Source organism: Fibrisoma montanum (assembly GCF_003583365.1).
Classification (GTDB): Bacteria; Bacteroidota; Bacteroidia; order Cytophagales; family Spirosomataceae; genus Fibrisoma; species Fibrisoma montanum.
In genome coordinates this window covers 562,376-580,611 of sequence record NZ_QXED01000001.1, presented here as the reverse complement: position 1 = coordinate 580,611, position 18,236 = coordinate 562,376, and the positions used below count along the sequence as shown (strand labels likewise).

At 56.3% G+C, this 18,236-nt stretch carries 11 protein-coding genes; all 11 read right to left on the bottom strand.

Features of this window, described 5'->3' with window-relative positions; all coding sequences use genetic code 11:
- Nucleotides 1–34 precede the first annotated feature (34 nt).
- The 11 genes from DYU11_RS02410 to DYU11_RS02360 all read right to left on the bottom strand — a co-directional run bounded on the left by DYU11_RS02410 (nucleotide 35) and on the right by DYU11_RS02360 (nucleotide 17,999).
- A complete protein-coding gene (locus DYU11_RS02410; RefSeq protein WP_119666036.1) occupies nucleotides 35–736 on the bottom strand; it encodes an SDR family oxidoreductase in 702 nt (233 codons plus the stop codon).
- Nucleotides 737–868: 132 nt separating this feature from the next.
- Nucleotides 869–2,578 (bottom strand): sodium:solute symporter family protein, encoded by a 1,710-nt coding sequence (locus DYU11_RS02405; RefSeq protein ID WP_119666035.1) that lies wholly within the window; start codon nucleotides 2,576–2,578, stop codon nucleotides 869–871.
- A 36-nt stretch (nucleotides 2,579–2,614) separates the two neighbouring features.
- Complete coding sequence (locus tag DYU11_RS02400) at nucleotides 2,615–4,111, bottom strand: GH39 family glycosyl hydrolase (protein ID WP_119666034.1); 1,497 nt, start codon at nucleotides 4,109–4,111, stop codon at nucleotides 2,615–2,617.
- Nucleotides 4,112–4,140: 29 nt separating this feature from the next.
- A complete protein-coding gene (locus tag DYU11_RS02395) occupies nucleotides 4,141–5,655 on the bottom strand; it encodes a GH39 family glycosyl hydrolase (protein ID WP_119666685.1) in 1,515 nt (504 codons plus the stop codon).
- Nucleotides 5,656–5,669: 14 nt separating this feature from the next.
- Entirely contained in the window at nucleotides 5,670–7,673 is a 2,004-nt protein-coding gene (locus tag DYU11_RS02390) for a heparinase II/III domain-containing protein (RefSeq protein ID WP_119666033.1), read from the bottom strand.
- 128 nt (nucleotides 7,674–7,801) lie between these two features.
- The gene (locus tag DYU11_RS02385) at nucleotides 7,802–9,295 is read right to left on the bottom strand and encodes a glycoside hydrolase family 88 protein (protein WP_119666032.1); all 1,494 of its coding nucleotides are present in this window, start codon (nucleotides 9,293–9,295) and stop codon (nucleotides 7,802–7,804) included.
- A gap of 16 nt (nucleotides 9,296–9,311) precedes the next feature.
- Complete coding sequence (locus DYU11_RS02380) at nucleotides 9,312–10,703, bottom strand: GH39 family glycosyl hydrolase (protein WP_119666031.1); 1,392 nt, start codon at nucleotides 10,701–10,703, stop codon at nucleotides 9,312–9,314.
- 44 nt (nucleotides 10,704–10,747) lie between these two features.
- Nucleotides 10,748–11,902, bottom strand: coding sequence for a hypothetical protein (locus DYU11_RS02375; protein WP_119666030.1), 1,155 nt, complete (start codon nucleotides 11,900–11,902; stop codon nucleotides 10,748–10,750).
- Nucleotides 11,903–11,933: 31 nt separating this feature from the next.
- The gene (locus DYU11_RS02370; protein ID WP_119666029.1) at nucleotides 11,934–13,247 is read right to left on the bottom strand and encodes a TolB-like translocation protein; all 1,314 of its coding nucleotides are present in this window, start codon (nucleotides 13,245–13,247) and stop codon (nucleotides 11,934–11,936) included.
- A 158-nt stretch (nucleotides 13,248–13,405) separates the two neighbouring features.
- Complete coding sequence (locus tag DYU11_RS02365) at nucleotides 13,406–14,878, bottom strand: RagB/SusD family nutrient uptake outer membrane protein (RefSeq protein WP_119666028.1); 1,473 nt, start codon at nucleotides 14,876–14,878, stop codon at nucleotides 13,406–13,408.
- 19 nt (nucleotides 14,879–14,897) lie between these two features.
- A complete protein-coding gene (locus DYU11_RS02360; protein WP_119666027.1) occupies nucleotides 14,898–17,999 on the bottom strand; it encodes a SusC/RagA family TonB-linked outer membrane protein in 3,102 nt (1,033 codons plus the stop codon).
- Nucleotides 18,000–18,236: the final 237 nt, after the last annotated feature.

The window sequence follows — 18,236 nt, the reverse complement described above, 5'->3', positions numbered from 1 at the left end:
GGAAAAGGCGAAGTAGGGTGTGTGCCGTTGGATTTCATTGCGCCAAAAATTTCATGTTGTCAAAATTGATTTCCCGGATCAGAACGTAATCCGGCTGATTGAGTACGAAGGTGATGACGTTTGCTACGTCCTCTACTTTCAGGAATTTCTCCCGGGGTACCTTTCGGTCGCCCCAATAATTACTGTCGGTTGGGCCAGGATTTACGTCGGTTACTTTGATGCCTTCTTTGATCACCTGGTCGGCCAGACCGCTGTTTAAGCCGCGGGCACCGAATTTCGAAGCCGCATAAACCGGCGCATTCGGGTTGGTACGTTGTCCCGCCATAGAGATAACCGTGAGAATGTGGCCCTGTTTTTTCGGCTTCATCACTTTCAGGGCTTCGCGGTTGCACAGAAACACGCCCCGCATGTTTACGTTGACCATCTGCTCGTACGTTTCCAGGTCCGTTTGCGAGAGGTCGGTGGTCAGCACACCCATGCCCGCGTTATTGATCAGCACATCGACCGTACCGAAAGCCTCCACGCAGGCCGAAAAACCCGCCACTACGTCGGCTTCGACACTCACGTCTCCATTATACGAGCGCAGGTTGTCGTGCTGAACGTCATCTGCCAGACGGTGGGTACGGCTAAAATCAAACACGCTGGCACCCTGGTCAAGTAGTTGCAGCGCGGTCGCTTTGCCAATGCCGCCCGATGCGCCGGTAATGAAACAAACTTTGTTTTTGAGGTTATTCATTGCTATTCAGGTTATCTATGCTCAATCCCGTCAGGGGGAGTGATCGGTTTCTGTGTACTTGTTATGTCCGCATCTGCGAAGCTCTGTAAGAGAAATCTTGTGGTTTGTTCGGCTGGAGGTTTTCGGCGAAGCTTACAGGCGTTTATCGGCATCTTCGGTCATAACCAGGTCATCTCTTTGGGCGTTTAATACAGTCGCTTCGCGGGTCCAGTACCACATGACGGCGCACAGAATCAGGCAGATCACGCCTGCTCCGAAGGCAAACTTTCCGCTGGTATCGCCGATGGAGGGAATGCTCATGACCATGAACAGACCGCCGGTCACTGCCAGCGCCACGGCGTAGAGTCGGTTCATCGACCGCATGAATACCGGATTTTCTTTCGGCTTTTCGGCTTCCGTCAGGGGCGTGGCCAGCTTGCGGAAGAAGGCGTCGACCCGCTGCCGGTACGCTGAGTCTTTCGATTCAATTAAGCCGGACAACAGGAAGATGGCGACACAGGCGACAATCTCGATGAGCGTCGCCAGCTCCCACGAGATACTCGGGGTGGCATTCAGCAACAGGCCGATGAGCATGCCGGTCAGTACGGTGGCCAGCGCGCCCCAGGGCTGCGGCCGCTTCAGGACGATCCCCAGAATGAGCGGCAAGGTCATTGGAATAGCAAACAGGCCCGTAAACAACTTGTTGGCTTCAAAGGCCCCGCCGAATCCGCCGACGAATAACGCACCGATCGTGATGATGCCGCCCAGCAGCAGCGTCATCATCCGGCCTACCCAGAGCGTTTCTTTATCGGTTGCGTTGGGATTGAACAGCCGCTGGTAGATGTCGCGCGTCAGAACGCCCGCCGTTACGTTGTATTCACCGCTCAGCACCGACATGGTAGCCGCAAACATAGCCGCGACCATCAGACCCATGATCCCTTCGGGCAGCAGCTTCAGGCAAACGCTGACGTAGGCCATTTCGGGGTTTTCGAGGTCGGGGATGATGGCGCGGGCTGCCAGCGAGGGGAACAGAAATACCGTTGGGAACAGAAAGAAGAAGATGGCCGTCAATAATCCCTGCTTCTGGCTGGCCCGCTCGTCGCGGACGCTGTAGAACCGCTGGATGAACGTCCAGTTACCGCTGTATTTTACCAGAATCATCAGGTAGTAGACCGACAGATAAAGCGGTGCGCCTTTCGGCCCGTTGAACGGATCGAAGTGCTGCGGAATCGTCTCGATCATCTTCGGCAGGCCCCCGGCGGCCTGCATCGTCAGCGGCACCAGAATCAGCGTAGCCACCATCAGGATGATGAACTGCACGACGTCGGTAACGACAACCGCCCACAAGCCCCCGGCAATGGTGTAGAGTGCGACGATAATGCCGCAGCCCAGAATGGCCTGCTCCAGACTCAAACCCGCGGCCGTTTTCACGAACAGGCCCAGCGCGTAGAGCCGTACCATGTTGTCCAGGATTTTGAAAAATACACCCGCCCAGGCAAACACCTGCCGAACCGGGGCATTGAACCGGGTTTCCAGAAATTCCATCGGTGTCAGGATACCGGCCCGGCGCCAGCGCTTGGCGTAGATGGCCACGCCCACCAGAGCGGGCAGCACCGTACTCCAGATGAGCGTCAGCGCCACCATGCCGTGCTGGTAGGCGATACCCGCGTAGGCCACGAACATGAACGTACTGAACTTGGTCATGAAGTTGGAAATGGCCCCTGATACCCACGGGATGGCGTTCCCTCCCTTGAAGTAGTCGCCAATATTCTTGACGAACTTGCCCAGAAAGAGGCCAATACCCGCCATGAGTCCCATGTAAATGGCAATGGCCCAGTAGTCTAAGGTCTGTAGAGTTTGCATAAGGGTATAGAGCGAAAGACCGAAAGAGTGAATGCGTTAGGGATTAGCTCTTTCACTTTTTCGGTCATTATTCATTGTTATAAGTGATTGGTCGGCGATCAGCACGGGCGAATCGTAAACGGGAATATTTTTGAACGTATAGGTTGAGCCAGTCTTATTCCAGCCGTTTTTCGGAATGTCGTACACCTTCCCCGTCATCAGATCAACCCAGACGGGTTTGTCGAAATTACCGTTTTCGATGGTGATGTCGAGGGGTGTCGGCTGAAACAGATTGTTCGGTGTTTTACCGTCGAACCAGACCGTTACGAGCTGTTTCTTTCCGGCTTTGTGCTGATATCCAAAGATGGATACGGGTTCTTTGGCGGTCGTGGTAGCCTTAACGTTCGGGGCGAGTTCAAGCCGGTTGTCAAAAACGGACGCCAGGTTCTGAACCGCGTAATACGCCACTTTCGGGCGGATGACGGTTTTATCCAGGTCCGACTGAATCAATCCCTTCATGTTCAGCACCGGCGGGTCGCCCGCGTACCGGATGTCGATGATGGTAAACACCGACGTTTCAATGTCACGGCCCAGATCGCCCAGCAGTCGGCGCATATCGTACTTGGCCTGGGAATACTCCGTCCAGTAATACTTGTCGAGTGCGTAGCTGGGAATGTAGCCCGACGGTGCTCCATTCTCGCCCTGCCGTAACTTCAGGCTAGGTGAGTATTTGGCCAGTACGCGCTTGAACGACTCGACACCTTTGTACGACTGTTCGGGTCGGAAGGCGTAGCTGTGGTACGATACCCAGGTAAACAAATCAAGCTTCCTGCGGTCGGCAAACACCTTCAACGCGCGGTCGAGGTACACCGTGTCGGTATGGCTGGCCATGGCCAGAGCCGCAATGTTGGCGTCGGGTTGCAGGCGCTTGATGATGTCGGCGGTCCGGATGTTCAGCTCGGCCGTGGTCTCGGGCGTAATCTTCTGCATGGGATGGTCGGGCTCATTCCAGATTTCCCATTCCTTCACACGGTCTTTGTAACGAGTCACCAGCGCTTCCACCCAGCGGTCGTAGGCGGCATAGCCTTCGGGCGAGGTCATCAGGCTATTCAGCAGGCCCGTGCGACCACCACCTTCGTAAATCGGGTTGCCGTACGACGTTTCGAGCCAGGGTTCCAGTCCATTCGCGACGGCGAAATTGATGATGTTGTCGAGCCACGCCCAGTCATATACCCCTTTCACTTTTTCGCATTTGGCCCAGCCAGCCTGCAGCCGGATCTTCTTAACTCCCAGCGGTGGCAGATACGCCTTGTAGGCATTGAAGTCCGTGAAGTCGCGGTCGAGGGTCTCGCAGCCTACGGTGATGCGCGACGATTCAATGGCTGACGTTGAACGAGGTTTCAGCGTCCCGATCTGCTTCAGGCTGACCGACAACGGCGTTTTGACCCGGTCGTCGCTGGTGTCGATAAACTGGGCATGAACAGTTCCCGCTCCTGCCCAAAACCAGGCAAGGAGTACGGTCAGTTTGAATCGGTATGCTGCTTGTTTGTCCATGTATGATCTGGTCGGAATTCAACAGGTGATCAAAATTTCACCAGACTTTTGTCGGCAATCAGGATCGGTGCGTCGTAGACCGGGATGTTGGTAAAAGAATAGGTCGAACCCGTTTTTTTCCACTGACTGGCCGGAATTTCGTACACCCCTCCCGTAATGAGGTCGACGTACACCGGCTGGTCGAAGTTGCCGTTGATAAAGGTAAAATTCAGGTTCCGGGTCTTGTTCGACTCTGCCGGAATGTACTCGTCGGACCAGATGGTGTACACCTGCTTGCTGGTATTTTTATGCCGGTAGCCGTACACCGCCACACTGCGGTCGGTGCTGCGGCTGTAGATCACCTCCGATGGGTCGGCGGGTACGTAGGCGTTGTTGTACGATGGCTTCAGGTTCTTTAGCCGCTCCAGCGAGTTGTCAAAAATTGACGTGACGTGCTGAATGGCGTAGTAGGCCGTTTTGGGCCGGATGGCCCGCTTGGTCGAGTCGGACTTGATAATGCCCTTGTAGTTGAGCCGGTTGATGGGGCCGTTGGTATAGGCCATTTCAATAAGCCCGAAAATACTCGTTTCGATGTCGTGGCCCAGGTCGCCGAGCATCCGGCGGAGGTCCCACTTGGCCTGGGTCAGTTCGCTCCAGTCGTAATCCCAGAGAGCACCCCGGCCGCTGCCGCCACCCGACGGGCAGCCGTTTTCGCCCTGCCGCAGCGGAATGTTGGGGGCGTATTTGTCGAGCACCGCCCGCAGCTTCATCACCTTGCCGTAGTGCGAATCGGGGTTGTAGACGTAGTCGTGGTAGGTGAAGTTATCGAAGAGGTTTATCTTTTTGCGGTCGGCCAGCACCTTGAAAAACCGGTCGGCGTAGTCGAGGTCGATGTGGCCCATGGCCAGGCCCGACACCCGGGCTTCGGGCTGGATGCGCTTGATGATGTCGACGGTGCGGATGGTCAGGTTGGCGAACTTATCGGGCGTATTTTCCTGATTGTCGCCAAAATTGGGTTCGTTCCAGATCTCCCAGTCAACCACTTTGTTTTTGTAACGCTTCACCATCGCTTCCACCCAGCGGTCCCAGGCCGCCAGCGCTTCGGGCGAGGTCGGTACGCCCGCGCCGAGGTTAGCCCCGCCCCCGTTGGGGTAGTTGTGGTTGCCGTAGGAGGTCTGGAGCCAGGGCTGGAAGCCGCGCCGGTGGGCATCGTCAATGATGTGGTCGAGCCACGCCCAGTCGTACTGCCCTTTCACTTTTTCGGTCTTATCCCAGCCGGCCTGCATCCGCAGTCGCTTAATGCCGAGGGGGGCAATGTAGTCTTTGTACTGGTCGTAATCGGTGAAGTCGCGGTCCATTGTTTCGCAGCCGATCAACCAGTTGGAGGCCGTAATCTCGCTCGTCGAGCGGGGCTTCACCGTGCCGATGCGGGACATGGTAATAGCGAAATCGGTTTTCACCCGGTCGGGGCTGGTGTCGATAGCCTGGGCGAACGAGGCTTCGTTATTCCCAAAAAACAGGCTGGCTGTCAGGGTAAAAGCCGTAGTCAAAACGGTATGTTTCATAATCAGGGTCAAGGCTATTTCCGGTTGGCGGTAACGCGGCCCGGAAGCATGTGTACGTGTAAGGTGGTGGTTGTTTTGGCCGGAGACGTCAGTTGAATCACGATGCGGCTGACGCCCGGGTTCGGCGAATCCTGTATGTTCCGTGGGGCTGATACGTCCTCAATTGCAACGGTATACGGAGCCGAGGCCGACACGAGCAGTTCCAGTGATTTATTGTCCTGCTGCAACAGCAGCCCCCTGGGTGTTTGGGTGACGTTGGCCTTCGTCAGCCACTGCCACGAGGCCGTAACGGGCTTGTCGGCGGTGGTCCAGGCATCCTCCAGCCGTACCGACTTGTCGGGCTGCAGCTGGATAACCCGCCCGACGCTGGCTACCTGATGCCGGTACACCGGGGTTAAATCGACCCGGTTGCCCACGATCCCGTTGGCCTCCGGCAATATACTGATGTCGGCTTTTCCGTCGATCTCCTGCCGTTGCTGGTCGAAACGCAGAATGTTGTGGCCTTCCGGACCCACCCGGAACGTGGCCCAGCGGTTACTGGTCTGGGTGTAGCTCCAGAGGTCCAGTTTGGCCGCCCGCATCTTGTCGTAGCTCTCCGTGCCGAGGTCAATGGCCCAGCGCACCCCGTCGGCTTCGAGCACAAAACTACCGACGTCCATGTGGGCGTGAGAGTGGTTGGGTGTGCCGCCTTTGATGGCCACAAACGTAGCGAGCGAATCCTGCCGGGGCCAGGCCGACCGCATAACGGCCATAGGCAACCCCGGAAGGCCGGCCCCACCCTGCGAGGTCCAGTGCCGGGGCGGAAAGCTACCGGTTTTTGGGGCTAAGTCCGGGTTCCACCACAGCAGCTCAAGGGGAGTGTGCCGGTTAGTGTGTACCGGACTTTTAGTGCCCGCCCGGGCCGCGCGGCAGATGGTCAGCAGGTCGGTAATTTCCTGCGTGGCCAGCTCGGGCCGGCGGGTTTCGCGGGCAAACCAGAGCATGATGGGCTCGTTCTGCTGCTCCAGGTGGTAGTCCGAATAGTTAAAATCCAGTCCGCTCGTGCCCACCATCTGCAGGTTGTAATCGGCGGTCTTCAGAAAGCCGGGAAACTGTTCGAGGCCGTAGCTGCTGCCCAGCGCCGACCGCAGGACCTCCACCAGCAGCACGTGAAAGGTAGTGCCGTACGACCAGTAGCTTGGTCCTTCCGGGTAGGCACCGTCCGGGGCGTAGACGGCACCGGCGTTGGGCAGGTTTTTAATGGCGCGGTTGATAATCTGTTTCGCCAGTTCCGGCTCGCGTTCGGCAATGGCCAATGCACCCGTTGTTAACCCGGCGTGGCACACCTGCGTCCAGTTGAAATCGCCGGCCACCCAGCTGCCGTTTCCTTCGGTAACCTGTAGCGAGGGCAGCAGGGCGTTGTTGACGATGGCCTGCGCAATGGCATCGCGCTCGCCGGCAGGCAGGTCGTCATAGAGCCAGTCGAGACCGATACCGGCCGCCAGAGCCCCTTCGCCCACGTCCAGAAAGTGGTTCGGTGCCCAGTCGGGCAGGGCCGCCAGTTGCCGCAGTTCAGCGCGGGCCCGGTCTAGAAAGCGAGTGTCGCCGGTGAGCCGGTAGCCCATCGCCAGGGCAATAATGCGCCCCTGTACGTTGCGCATGGGTCCGAACTTAAAGCCGGTTTTGGGGTATACGATGGTATCGGCCGTCAGCAGGCGCTCGGCTTCATGCTGTATATAGGCTTTCAGTTGCAGCGAAACGGAATCGTTTTGCTGCTTCAGCGATTCAAACCGGTTGCTGCGGACCAAAAGACGAGGATGGTCTGGGAGCGTTTTCACAAACGATTCAGGCACACGACCTGTTCCGGTCTGCGCCCGGCACGCCATCTCTCCAACGCCCAGTAGAAGCAGGCAGAACAGCATAGCCAGTCCGCCCGTTAGTGGCCGGGAGAATTTCCAGACGAACCCGTTCTGAGTCGGGCCTTTCCGGGTAAAATCGAATTCTTTCTGCCCGTCTATTGGATTACAAGAGCGAATCATGCCTACTGGTGTCTTTTGGTGCGGTATATTGGTTTAGCCAATTCGTTCATAGTCAGTTGGGCTAAAATGAGGAAGCCCGATTTTTGAATTCGTTTAAAACAACTTTATCGGTACATGTCAGCAAGTGCTCAACCATACACGTGTGCTAAAAAGCCCAGGGTATAGGGGGCAATGACCCTGAAATTACCGGTCTGTAGGGCTAATCCGCCTTTGTTGGCCTGAACCGTTCCCGTCAGGAATCCATCGGGGGTAAAATAGGGCACCAGTCCTTTTCCAGCCTTTGCCGCAGCCACCCGGGCGCTCCGATCAAGCAGGCCGTGCCGATACCCGTACGACAGAGCGGCTGCTATGCCGGCCGAACCCGATGTTTCGAGGCCCGTTTGAGGCTGATCCATAAAACAGAACCACAATCCGTTCGGCTGCTGGTAGCCCAGAACCTGGTCGACGGCCCGCCGAAAGGTCTGACGCAGCGTTTCGGTTTCACTGTTGTTTGGTAAATGCACCAGCGATTTGGCCAGGCCGAGCAGATACCACGCCACCCCACGTCCCCAATTTCCAAAAGTCAGGTTGCCTCCCGACTCGCTGCCCCGCTGGTAGATCGCGTCGCTTTGGTGAAGAGTGCGGGTGCGGGCCATCAGGGTCTGAATGGCCCACGACACAAGCTCCGGCCGTTTCAACTGCTTCGCCATCACGGCCAGTGGATAGCTGACGGTGTAACACTCTTCCGTTTTTATGGTCCGGTTGGTGCCCTCGCCATCGGCAATGACGCCATTCGCATCGACGTGGTCTTTACAAAACGCCAATGCTCTGTCAATTCCCGGATGGCGGGGATTGACCTGGGCTAGCATAGCGAATGGCAGCAGCGATTCAACACCGTTGATGGTATTGACCAGTCGGGAGTTACTAAATCCGGCGTACTCCAGGCGATCGTTGCCGAAATACAGCGCCAGGTGTTGTTTCAGCAGTTCCTTCGCTTCGGGTGTGCTCTGGCTCAGTTCCTGCAGACCATCCAGCACGCAACCGTGCATCCAGCCGAACGTCTGCACAGATGCGACCGAAAGCAGCCGCTCTTTCCACGCATCTGCCGACGAACCCTGGTCACTTAGCAGGATGTGCGGCAATAAAGCGTCGGGAGCAGAAGTGGGCGAAGCTGTCCGGCTGAAGATCCAGAACGGCTTGTTGCCCGATTGCTGGGTTAGTATCACCCCCTCCTGAATAACCGTTGGCAGCAGAGCATTTGGAATTGCCAGCTCAAACGGCTGCATGTACGTGGCGTAGCGAACGTCGATGACGCCTACCTCCTGACCCGACGTAGCCGTTTTAACCAGTACGGTACATACTTCCCGCACGTCGGTGGCGCTGGAAATACGCAGCCGTGCTGGCTGGCTGATGGCTGACGAAGCCGGTTTCCAGACCAACGTCAACCCCGGGCCAGCGGATGGTACACGCGATGCACCCCACCCGAACGGTACGTAAAAATCAGCCGATGGCGTATTTTCCTCCGCTATCTTTTCTGCCAGCATATACTGGTAGGGTTTAGTACCGTTTCCCTTCACCCGCGCCGAAACCGTCAGCAGGGCTGAAGCCAAAAGCCATTGTCGGCGGGTTAGGTAGGGTGCCATAAACCTGGTTGTGTTTTTATAATGCGCTTCTGTCCGCAACTAGCACCGGATAATCCGGCACCGGAAGTTCAGTGAACGTAACCGTGTTTCCTTTTTTCGACCAGTTGGTTTTCGGAATTTCGTACATCGTCCCGCTGATCAGGTCCACAAAGACCGGCTGTTTGAACTGACCGTCCACGGTCAGGGTCGTGGGTTTGGGTGTGTATTCGTCGGCGGGCCGGGCTTCCTTGCTCCAAAGCGTAACCAGACTACCGCCGTTTTTTTTGTGGCGGTACGCAAACGCATTCACCGTTTCCTGATTGACCGTTGGCCTGACCTGCTGCAAGGTCTCAATGTTCTCATCGAACAGCGCGAACACGTGCTGAGCCGCCTGGTAGGCCAGTTTGGGCCGCTTAATGGTCTTGTCGGGGTTTGTTTGCAAGAGACCTTTGGTGTTGACGCCGACCATGTGGTCGCCGGCCGCGTAGTGAATATCGGAGATGGTAAACAGGTTGGTCGCAATGCCCCGGCCGTGGTCGCCGAGCATCCGGCGGAGGTCCCACTTGGCCTGGGTCAGCTCGCTCCAGTCATACTGCCGCAAGGCTCCGATGGTCTGGGCGCTCGGTGTGGAGGGAGCGCCATTCTCCCCCTGCATAAAGACGATTTTCGAGTTATACGACCAGACCAGCTTCCGCATCTCCTCAATCTTCGGGTACGAGTCATCCGGGTTCGGGCTGTAGCCGTGATACGTCAGGATATCGACCAGATCGAGCGCGTTCTCCTGCTTCAGCACCTCAAAAAAATCACGCAGCCAGTCCAGCTTTGTGACGCTGGCCATTCCGAGGGCGATGAGCCGGGCGTCTGGCTGGATGCTTTTCACAAGACGCGCCGTACGGATATAAAATACGCCCAGTTCCTTGCCGGTGTTGAGCGGATTGCCGTCGGGTTCGTTCCAGATTTCCCACTCCGGCACCTGCCCTTTGTAGCGCGTGACCATCGCCCGCACCCAGTTGTCCCAGGCGGTTAGCCCTTCGGCGGAGGTTGGGATACGGCCCATGAGTTTGGCTTCGCCCCCACCTTCGTAGATGGGATTGCCGTACGACAGTTCTACCCAGGGAGCCACCCCGCGCGAAGCCGCATCCGGAATGACGGCATCGAGCCAGGCAAAGTCGTACTGGCCCTTCACTTTCTCGCACTTAGCCCAACCACCCTGCAACCGGATGCGCTTGGCACCCAGCGGACCGAGGTACGTTTTGTACGACTGGTAATCGGTATAATCCCGGTCGAGGGTTTCGCCCCCGATGCTCCAGGTGCTGGACTTAATATCTTTGGCGTCGCGGGTTTTGAGCTTTCCCACCGCTTTCCAGTTGGGCGTAACCCCCGGATTCGAGATGAGTAAAACACCGATCAGAGTTAGTAAGTAGTTCATAATTCGTTAGGTCTGGGTCACTAATGAATAAGGGTTCAGGTTGTTTATTGATAGCTGGCCAGTGGCTCGTTGAATACGTTGCAAACGTGTAAGGTATCGCTGTTGAAGTGATACGGCCCTTCGTAACCGGTGTCGCCCAGTACGTGGCTCACCAGCGCAATGGAGAGCGGATAAAACCACGACCCAAGCATGATGTGCGTCCGGTCTGGATCTTCGTCACGCAGTTCAGCCGAAGCCGTTGTGTCGCCTACTTTCCAGATCCAGTGCGGCCGGGGTACCCAATCGGTCGGTTGGCTATCCCGGCGGTGCAACAACCAGCCCACTCTATCCGGGCTTTCGTGCTGAAGCGCATGGCTTAGATACCGCCGACAGGCCCGTTCGACATCCTCGCGCCGATACTCGGTCAGAGCCGTCAGGTTGGCTAACTGGTAAGCGCCGTCGAAGTCGGGGCAGTCGGAGCCGCCGGGCCAGAACGAACCGTCGGCCAGTTGGCAGGCCAGCGTTGAGTCAATGGCCCGTTCCAGATGCCGCAGTGGCCAGCCCATCGCAAAGTAGATCGGTACGACATGAATGGTCCCGAATAGTCCGTTTGGCAGGTCAGCGCCCAATTGCGTTCCCCAATACCCCGTCTGGCTGTCCTGCACCTCTTCGAGTGCCGGGAACAGGGCTTCTTCCATCAATTTATCTACTTCCGAAGCGCCAAACCAGTCGCGCAGGGCAAACAGGGCCGTAGCCGCTGCCAGCACCTGATTGCCGGCTGCCCACGCGTTGCGCCAGTTGTAGTGCTTCACCCAGCGGTACAGCGTGTCAGCGTTCAGCAGCGGCTCCAGAAAACGCATCTCCCGTTCGGGCCGACGATTAAGTACCCGTAACGCCCAGATGTTGCCGCGTGTGTAGTGCCAGACGGGCTCCAGTTCATCCAGCGTCCGGGTACGATTGGTATCAGCCGCGTTGCCGGAAAAATACCCCTGACTCGTTTGCCGACGCCGGAACTGCTCAGCCCAGATGTCGAGGTCGGCGGCTGGCTGGTGTTGCAGTTCACCAAACAGATCTAGAATATGAGCGGCATGGTACGAACCATAGAAGCTTTCGCCTTCGCCCCGTTCCTTGCGGTACACACCGGGCACGTCGCCTAATTTCATGGCGTTTACGAAGTTCAGCGACGTCGTCTTGATCCGTTGGTAGCCGGGCGTTTCCATTTCGTTTACCGGTTGAGTCGTTTACGCGGGTCTATTTTCCAGTTAGGGTATGTTTTACTGATTCGTCCAGTTGGCCTTTCAGGTCGGCCAGAAAAACGCTTCGGGTACCATCGACGAAGCCATTGAAAACCACGTAGCGCCCGGAACGGTCCCAGGCGGGATGCGCGTCAATCCGAAACTCTCCCTGCGCCTTCGACAGAAAAATCCTGGCAATAGCCTGCTCCGTGCCGGTCGACAGATTGAGCAGTCGGATGGGCACGGTGCCATCATTAGCCGTTACGCCTTCATCCGGGTAGGCATCCGTTACAATGTACGGTAGCTGGTTAGGGTGCAGGGAGGGATGGCCTGAACCGGGCGAAAAAACCGTCTTCATGTCAGCGCCGTCGTACCGGACGGTGATCAACTCCAGACCGGGTTTGCCGTCTACCTCCAGGTTCATCGACAGGTGTTCGCCGTCGGGTGTCCAGTTAACGTGGTGCCCACCCTTTGCCCACTGGTCGGGGGTGATGGCCGTGTGCAGGTCCGAACCATCGGGCCGCATCGTGATAACCGACCGACGGCGGGAGCCTCCGGTAACCGGTGTCCACTGGACCGTAGTCAACAGCCGGGTTCCCTGTGGGTTCCACTTCACCTGGAAGCAGTAATATTCGTACGCCTGCGGGTTCGGAATGGCGATGCTCGGCACCGATTTTTCGTAGATGTCACGAATGGTTATGATGCGCCTGGTTTTGCCGGTGCGGGTATCCGTAATGTTGATGCCGTCGGTAGCCACCGGGCCAATGTTCTTCGGCGTTAGCGAGTCAGGCACAACCACCCCGTAGCCGACCTGCGCCCGGCGCGAACTGATGAGGTTATACGACGCCAGTTTTTTCCCATCGGCCGACGCCATGAAAACGGTGCCGTCCATCCGGCGCGACTGACCCGTAAGCGGATTAAGCTGCACGGCAAAGGCGTTCCAGGTGGCCGGGTCTACGTCGTTGAAGTATAGTTCCTCATCCGAGCCGCCCCACTGCACATTGGCGCCCAACTGCATCTCCCAGCCCCGCGACTGAGCCACGACGCGTTCTTTCCCGGTTTGCAGATCGACCAGCACCACCTCGCCGACATCTCCCGGCTTGGGCCGTCGCGTTTCCTGCGGCAAGCGGAACAGGGCCACGTACCGCCCGGACGGACTAACCGGCGACGTATCGAAAAACCGATGGATGACCCGTCCCGAGCTGATCTTCACAACCGGCACCAGCGTTTGGGGCGTGTACGCGGGAAAAGCCGCCCTCGGAGCCTGTTGCGCCAACAAACTCGCAATACCCAGCCACCCAGCCAGCACCAAGGATACCGTGTTACTCATGACGACCAACTAATCAGGTTTTTAAGACTCTCTATTACGCTTTCTCCTGATAAAGGATTTGAAAAAGGCCGCCAGGAATCTCACCGTTCCGGCGTTCCGGCGTTCCGGCGCCCAGCGGCCTTTCTGTTACTAATACTAACCTATGAAGAAAAAACAATCTAATAGCCCTGGTTCTGCGTCAGGGTCCTGTTCAAATCAATCTCGCGTTGTGGTATGGGATAGAAGCGGTGAAATGCCTGTACTTTAAGCCCTTTTCCTGTCAGCACGGGCAGGTAACGATCCGTGCGGACGAGGTCAAACCAGCGGTGGTTTTCAAACGCCAGCTCAACCCGGCGCTCCTGCTCCAGGGCCAGTCGCATATCGGCCTGACTTAAGCCGATTTTGTCGGCCAGTCCGGCCCGCTTGCGAATCTGGTTCAGGAACGGCAGCGCTTCGGCGGTTCTTCCCTGCTCGTTGAGCGCTTCGGCGTACATCAGCAGCACATCGGCGTAACGAAGGATGGGAAAATCTACATCGGAATCGGCGTTCAACGCACCCTGCTGGCGGTATTTCACGACGTACGCATCGTTTACGTCGCGACCCTGCGCATTCTTATAGCTGGTCAGCAGCGACGCATCTTTGCGCACATCGCCTGCTTCGTAAGCCTTCACCAGGTCGGCGGTTGGCCGGTTAAAGCCACCACCGCCACCGCCACCGGTACCCAGCAGGGCCGAACCCGCGTTGAACGGCGCCCAGTTCGACCACATATCCGAACCCTGCCCTGCCTGCCCCGAGTACGTTGGCTGGCCAATCAAACCGGATACGTACTGCACGGCCAGAATCACTTCCCGGTTGGCGGCAAATGACGTCGTAGGGCTAAACACGGCCGCATAGCTCGGCATCAGATCGTATGCCCTGGAGTCAATAACTTCCTTCAGTTTAGTGGCCGCGTTGTCATACTGCTTCAGGGTCAGGTATACCTTGCCCAGCAGCGTTTTAGCCGCCCAGCGAGACGCCCGGCCAGCCTCCGCGTTGGCAATAGTCGTCGGCAATTTCTCTTCGGCCACTTTCAGGTCATTGACGATCAACTCGTACACCTGAGCAGCGGGGCTACGGGTCAGCGTATTGGCGCCGTACGGCGAACTGATTTCGGACGTAATCAGCTGCACATCACCAAAGAGCCGAACCAGATTGAAGTAGAACATGGCCCGCATGAACCGGGCTTCGCCTTCAATCCGGTCTTTGGTAGCCTGCTGAATATCCACCTGTGGCAGACGATCCAGGACGGCGTTGGCACGAGCAATGCCCTGATAATGACCAGTCCAGGCTGTATTGATAGTCGAATTAGTGATGGTTATCAGGTAATCATCAATCTCAAAGAGGGGCGATGAGATGGCTGTTCGTGTGACACCCAGATCAGTATTGTCGGAGATGATTTCCGACATGGCAAACAAGGCTCCACTGCCCGTGCCGTATAGGCCGGGATGTTTCAGGGTGGCGTAAACACCTACTACCGCATTGTTGAAATCGGCGGCCGTTTTGTAAAAATTGACTTCGCTACGTTCGGTAACGGGAACCTGCTCCAGAAACGAGTCCTCGCACGCAGTAGTGAGCAAGGCCAGCAGAATCAGAGGGATATACTTAATTTTCATGGTTTTCGGGGCCTAAGGGTTAAAAGCCTAAGTTGATACCGAACGTAATGGTGCGTGCCTGTGGGTACGTGCCGAAGTCAAGACCGGCGGCCCGCAGGTCATCGTTGGAAGCACTCACTTCCGGGTCATAGCCATTGTAGCTGGTGAACGTAAACAGGTTCGTGCCTGTAGCGTATACCCGTGCGGATCCTACTCCCAGGCGATTGATTAACGATGACGGTATGTTGTACGCCAGCGTTACGTTACGAATGCGCAGGAACGAACCGTCGAACAGGTAAGCATCGCTGAAGAGAGGGTTGTTGTTACGGCCACCGCGAATCGAGCGCCCGTACATGCCGTTGCCCGGTTGCGAAGGCGACACCCAGCGGTTGTCGAATACCTCCTGAATCTGGTTCTGAACCCCCGAGTTGTTCACCGAGAACGTAGCATTGTAAATCTTTTGTCCAACCATCCCATTGGTCAGGACGTCGAGTGTAAAGCCTTTGTAGGAGAAGTTGTTATTGAAACCGAAGAAGAATTTCGGATGCGGGCTGCCAATAACGGTACGGTCGTTGTCATCAATCCGGCCGTCGTTGTTGATGTCCTCCCATTTGAAGTCACCCGCTTTGGCAAAGGGCTGCTTGCCGTAAGTTGTGGCTTCTTCGTCGGTCTGAAACACGCCGATCACCCGCCGACCAAAGAAGCTACCGATAGGGTCACCTGCCTGGGTGACGGCGTAGGCCGTCCGTCCCAGAGCCGTACTGAAAATCCGCTCAGCATCGGCGCTCATGGACAACACCTTGTTTTGATTGAACGTAATGTTGGCGCTGGTTGTCCACTTGAACGCTTTCACGGTATTGCGGCTGCTGACGGCAAACTCGAATCCCCGGTTCTGGACCTCCCCCAGATTCACGACTGCACTGGTTAGGCCCGTTGCGGCCGGTGTCTGGATCGTGAACAGCATGTCCGTGTTGCGCTTATCGTAGTAATCGGCCGTAACGGAAACCCGGTTGTTGAGCATGCTGAAATCAACTCCGAGATCAAGTTGTTTCATCGATTCCCAGCCCAGCAGAGAATTGGTGAAGGTCGACCGTCCCAAACCGGGAGTCAGTGTGTTGCCGATGATGTAGTTGGCATCCTGCAGCAGTCCAATGGCGCGGTAGTCGCCGATGGCGTTGTTCCCGGTCAGGCCATAGCTGGCGCGGAACTTCAAATCTGACACGAACGTCACGCCTTTCATGAATTCTTCTTCCGATACGCGCCAGCCTACCGAAGCCGATGGGAACGTACCCCAGCGGTTATCGGCTCCAAAACGCGACGAGCCATCCCGGCGAACCGTAGCGGTGACGAGGTATTTGTCTTTAAATGAATAGTTGACACGGGCGAGGTACGATAGCAACGTCTGAATGGTTACGTTTTCGTAGCCCGCGTTAATGGTACCGCCGTTAACGCTCTCAATCAGGTTGTCCGGGAAGCGGGTAGCCTGCGCCTGAATTACGTTTGAGTAGGCCTTCTGAGCCGTGAAGCCGGCTACGGCGTCGACGGAGTGATCGCCAAAGCGCTTCTTGTAGCTAAAGGTATTTTCGTTCAGCCAGTTCGTGGCTTCCGTATTCGTGCCCGTTGCGTTCGTCAGAATACTGATCGGGTCAATCGTGTTAGGCTGGAACCGCCGGTTTTTGGCATAGTTCAGGTCAGTACCGATGGTTGTTCTGAATTTCAGCCCCTCGAGGATAGACACTTCTGCGTAGGCATTCCCGAAGAAGCGTAGCTGGGTCCCGTCAATCTTTAGCTCGTTGGCCAACTGAACCGGGTTCGGATAAGAAATGTCGCCTTCGGTGGGGCGGTACGTCACGAAATACGAGCCGTCCGGATTATACACCGGGAAATAGGGGGGTAACGACAGAGCCGCCTGCACCACCGCCCCTCCTGAGTGACCAATGGCCGACACATCATCCTGCTTCGTGAAGCTGGGAAGCATGGTTACCCCAACGTTGATGCGGTTGGATATTTTCCCGTCCAGATTCATCCGGAAGGAGTACCGCTCCAGACCCGAGCTAATGATAATCCCTTTCTGGCTGAAGTAGCCCCCCGAGATAGAGTACCGGATGTTCTCATTTCCGCCCGAGGCCGAAATCTGGTAATTCTGAATGGGGGCCGTCCGGAAGATGGCATCCTGCCAGTCGGTGTTCGGCAACTGGGAAATATCGCCCTGGATGAGTGCCGGAATCTGGAACGAGTTGGGCCGGAGGTTATTCGGGTCGGTGATTTTGCCGTTCGGGTTGTTATCGATGTAGCCGTTGTTCCGCCCATCTTTTATGAACTGCACGAAATCGGGCGTATTGAGCAGATCCAGTTTCCTGGCTACCTGCTGAAAACCCGTGTAGGCATCCACTTCAATCCGGGTCTTGCCGGCTTTGCCGCGCTTGGTCGTAATCATGATAACCCCGTTCGACCCCCGCGACCCGTAAATGGCCGTCGATGACGCATCTTTCAGGACGTCGATGCTCTCGATATCGTTGGGGTTGATGGTGTTGAGCGGGTTACCAATGCCGGAGTTCGTTACCGGATACCCATCGATAACGAACAGTGGCTCGTTGCCGCCAGAGATGGAGCCAATCCCGCGAATCAGAATGTTGGTATTTGCGCCCGGAGCGCCGTTGCTCTGCGAAATCTGCAAACCTGCTACCTGACCCTGCAAGGCCTGATCGACGCCAGAAACCGGCAGCTTCTGAATGTCTTTGGAACCCACTGAAGCAATGGCGCCGGTCAGGTCTTTCTTTTCCTGCGTACCGTAGCCCACAACGACCACTTCGCCAAGCTGCTTGGTATCGGGGGATAGGCTAACTGTAAGCGACGACTGATTATCAACCGCAAGCTCTCTGGACAGGTAACCAACAAATGAGAAAACTAACGTCGATTTACCTGATCTGACCCGCAACGAAAACGCTCCGTTGTTGTCCGTCGTTGTACCCGAATTGGTGCCTTTCTCGACCACCGTAACGCCGGGTAATGCCTGACCGGCATCGTCTGTAACCTTACCGGTCACCACTGAGCCCGATTGAGCAAAGAGCAATGTTGCCGCTGCCAGCCAGCATACAGCTGTCAGCCACGCTCTTTGCATCTTAGTGAGAAGTTGGTTCATATAGGGTTTATTATATCATTGTAAAATTAAATCTCAATCCATACAATACTATAGTCAAATTTGATGCAATGCAAATTGAATTGCACAATTTTTTTCGACAGTTAAATTTTTCTAATATTGTCTATCTAAAAAAAGTACCAGATTACCCTTGTAAGTTGCTCAGAAGAGAAATTTTTTATGGATAAAATACAATTGCTGGTCAAATTTTAAGATTCTGAATTAGATATTTATTATTAA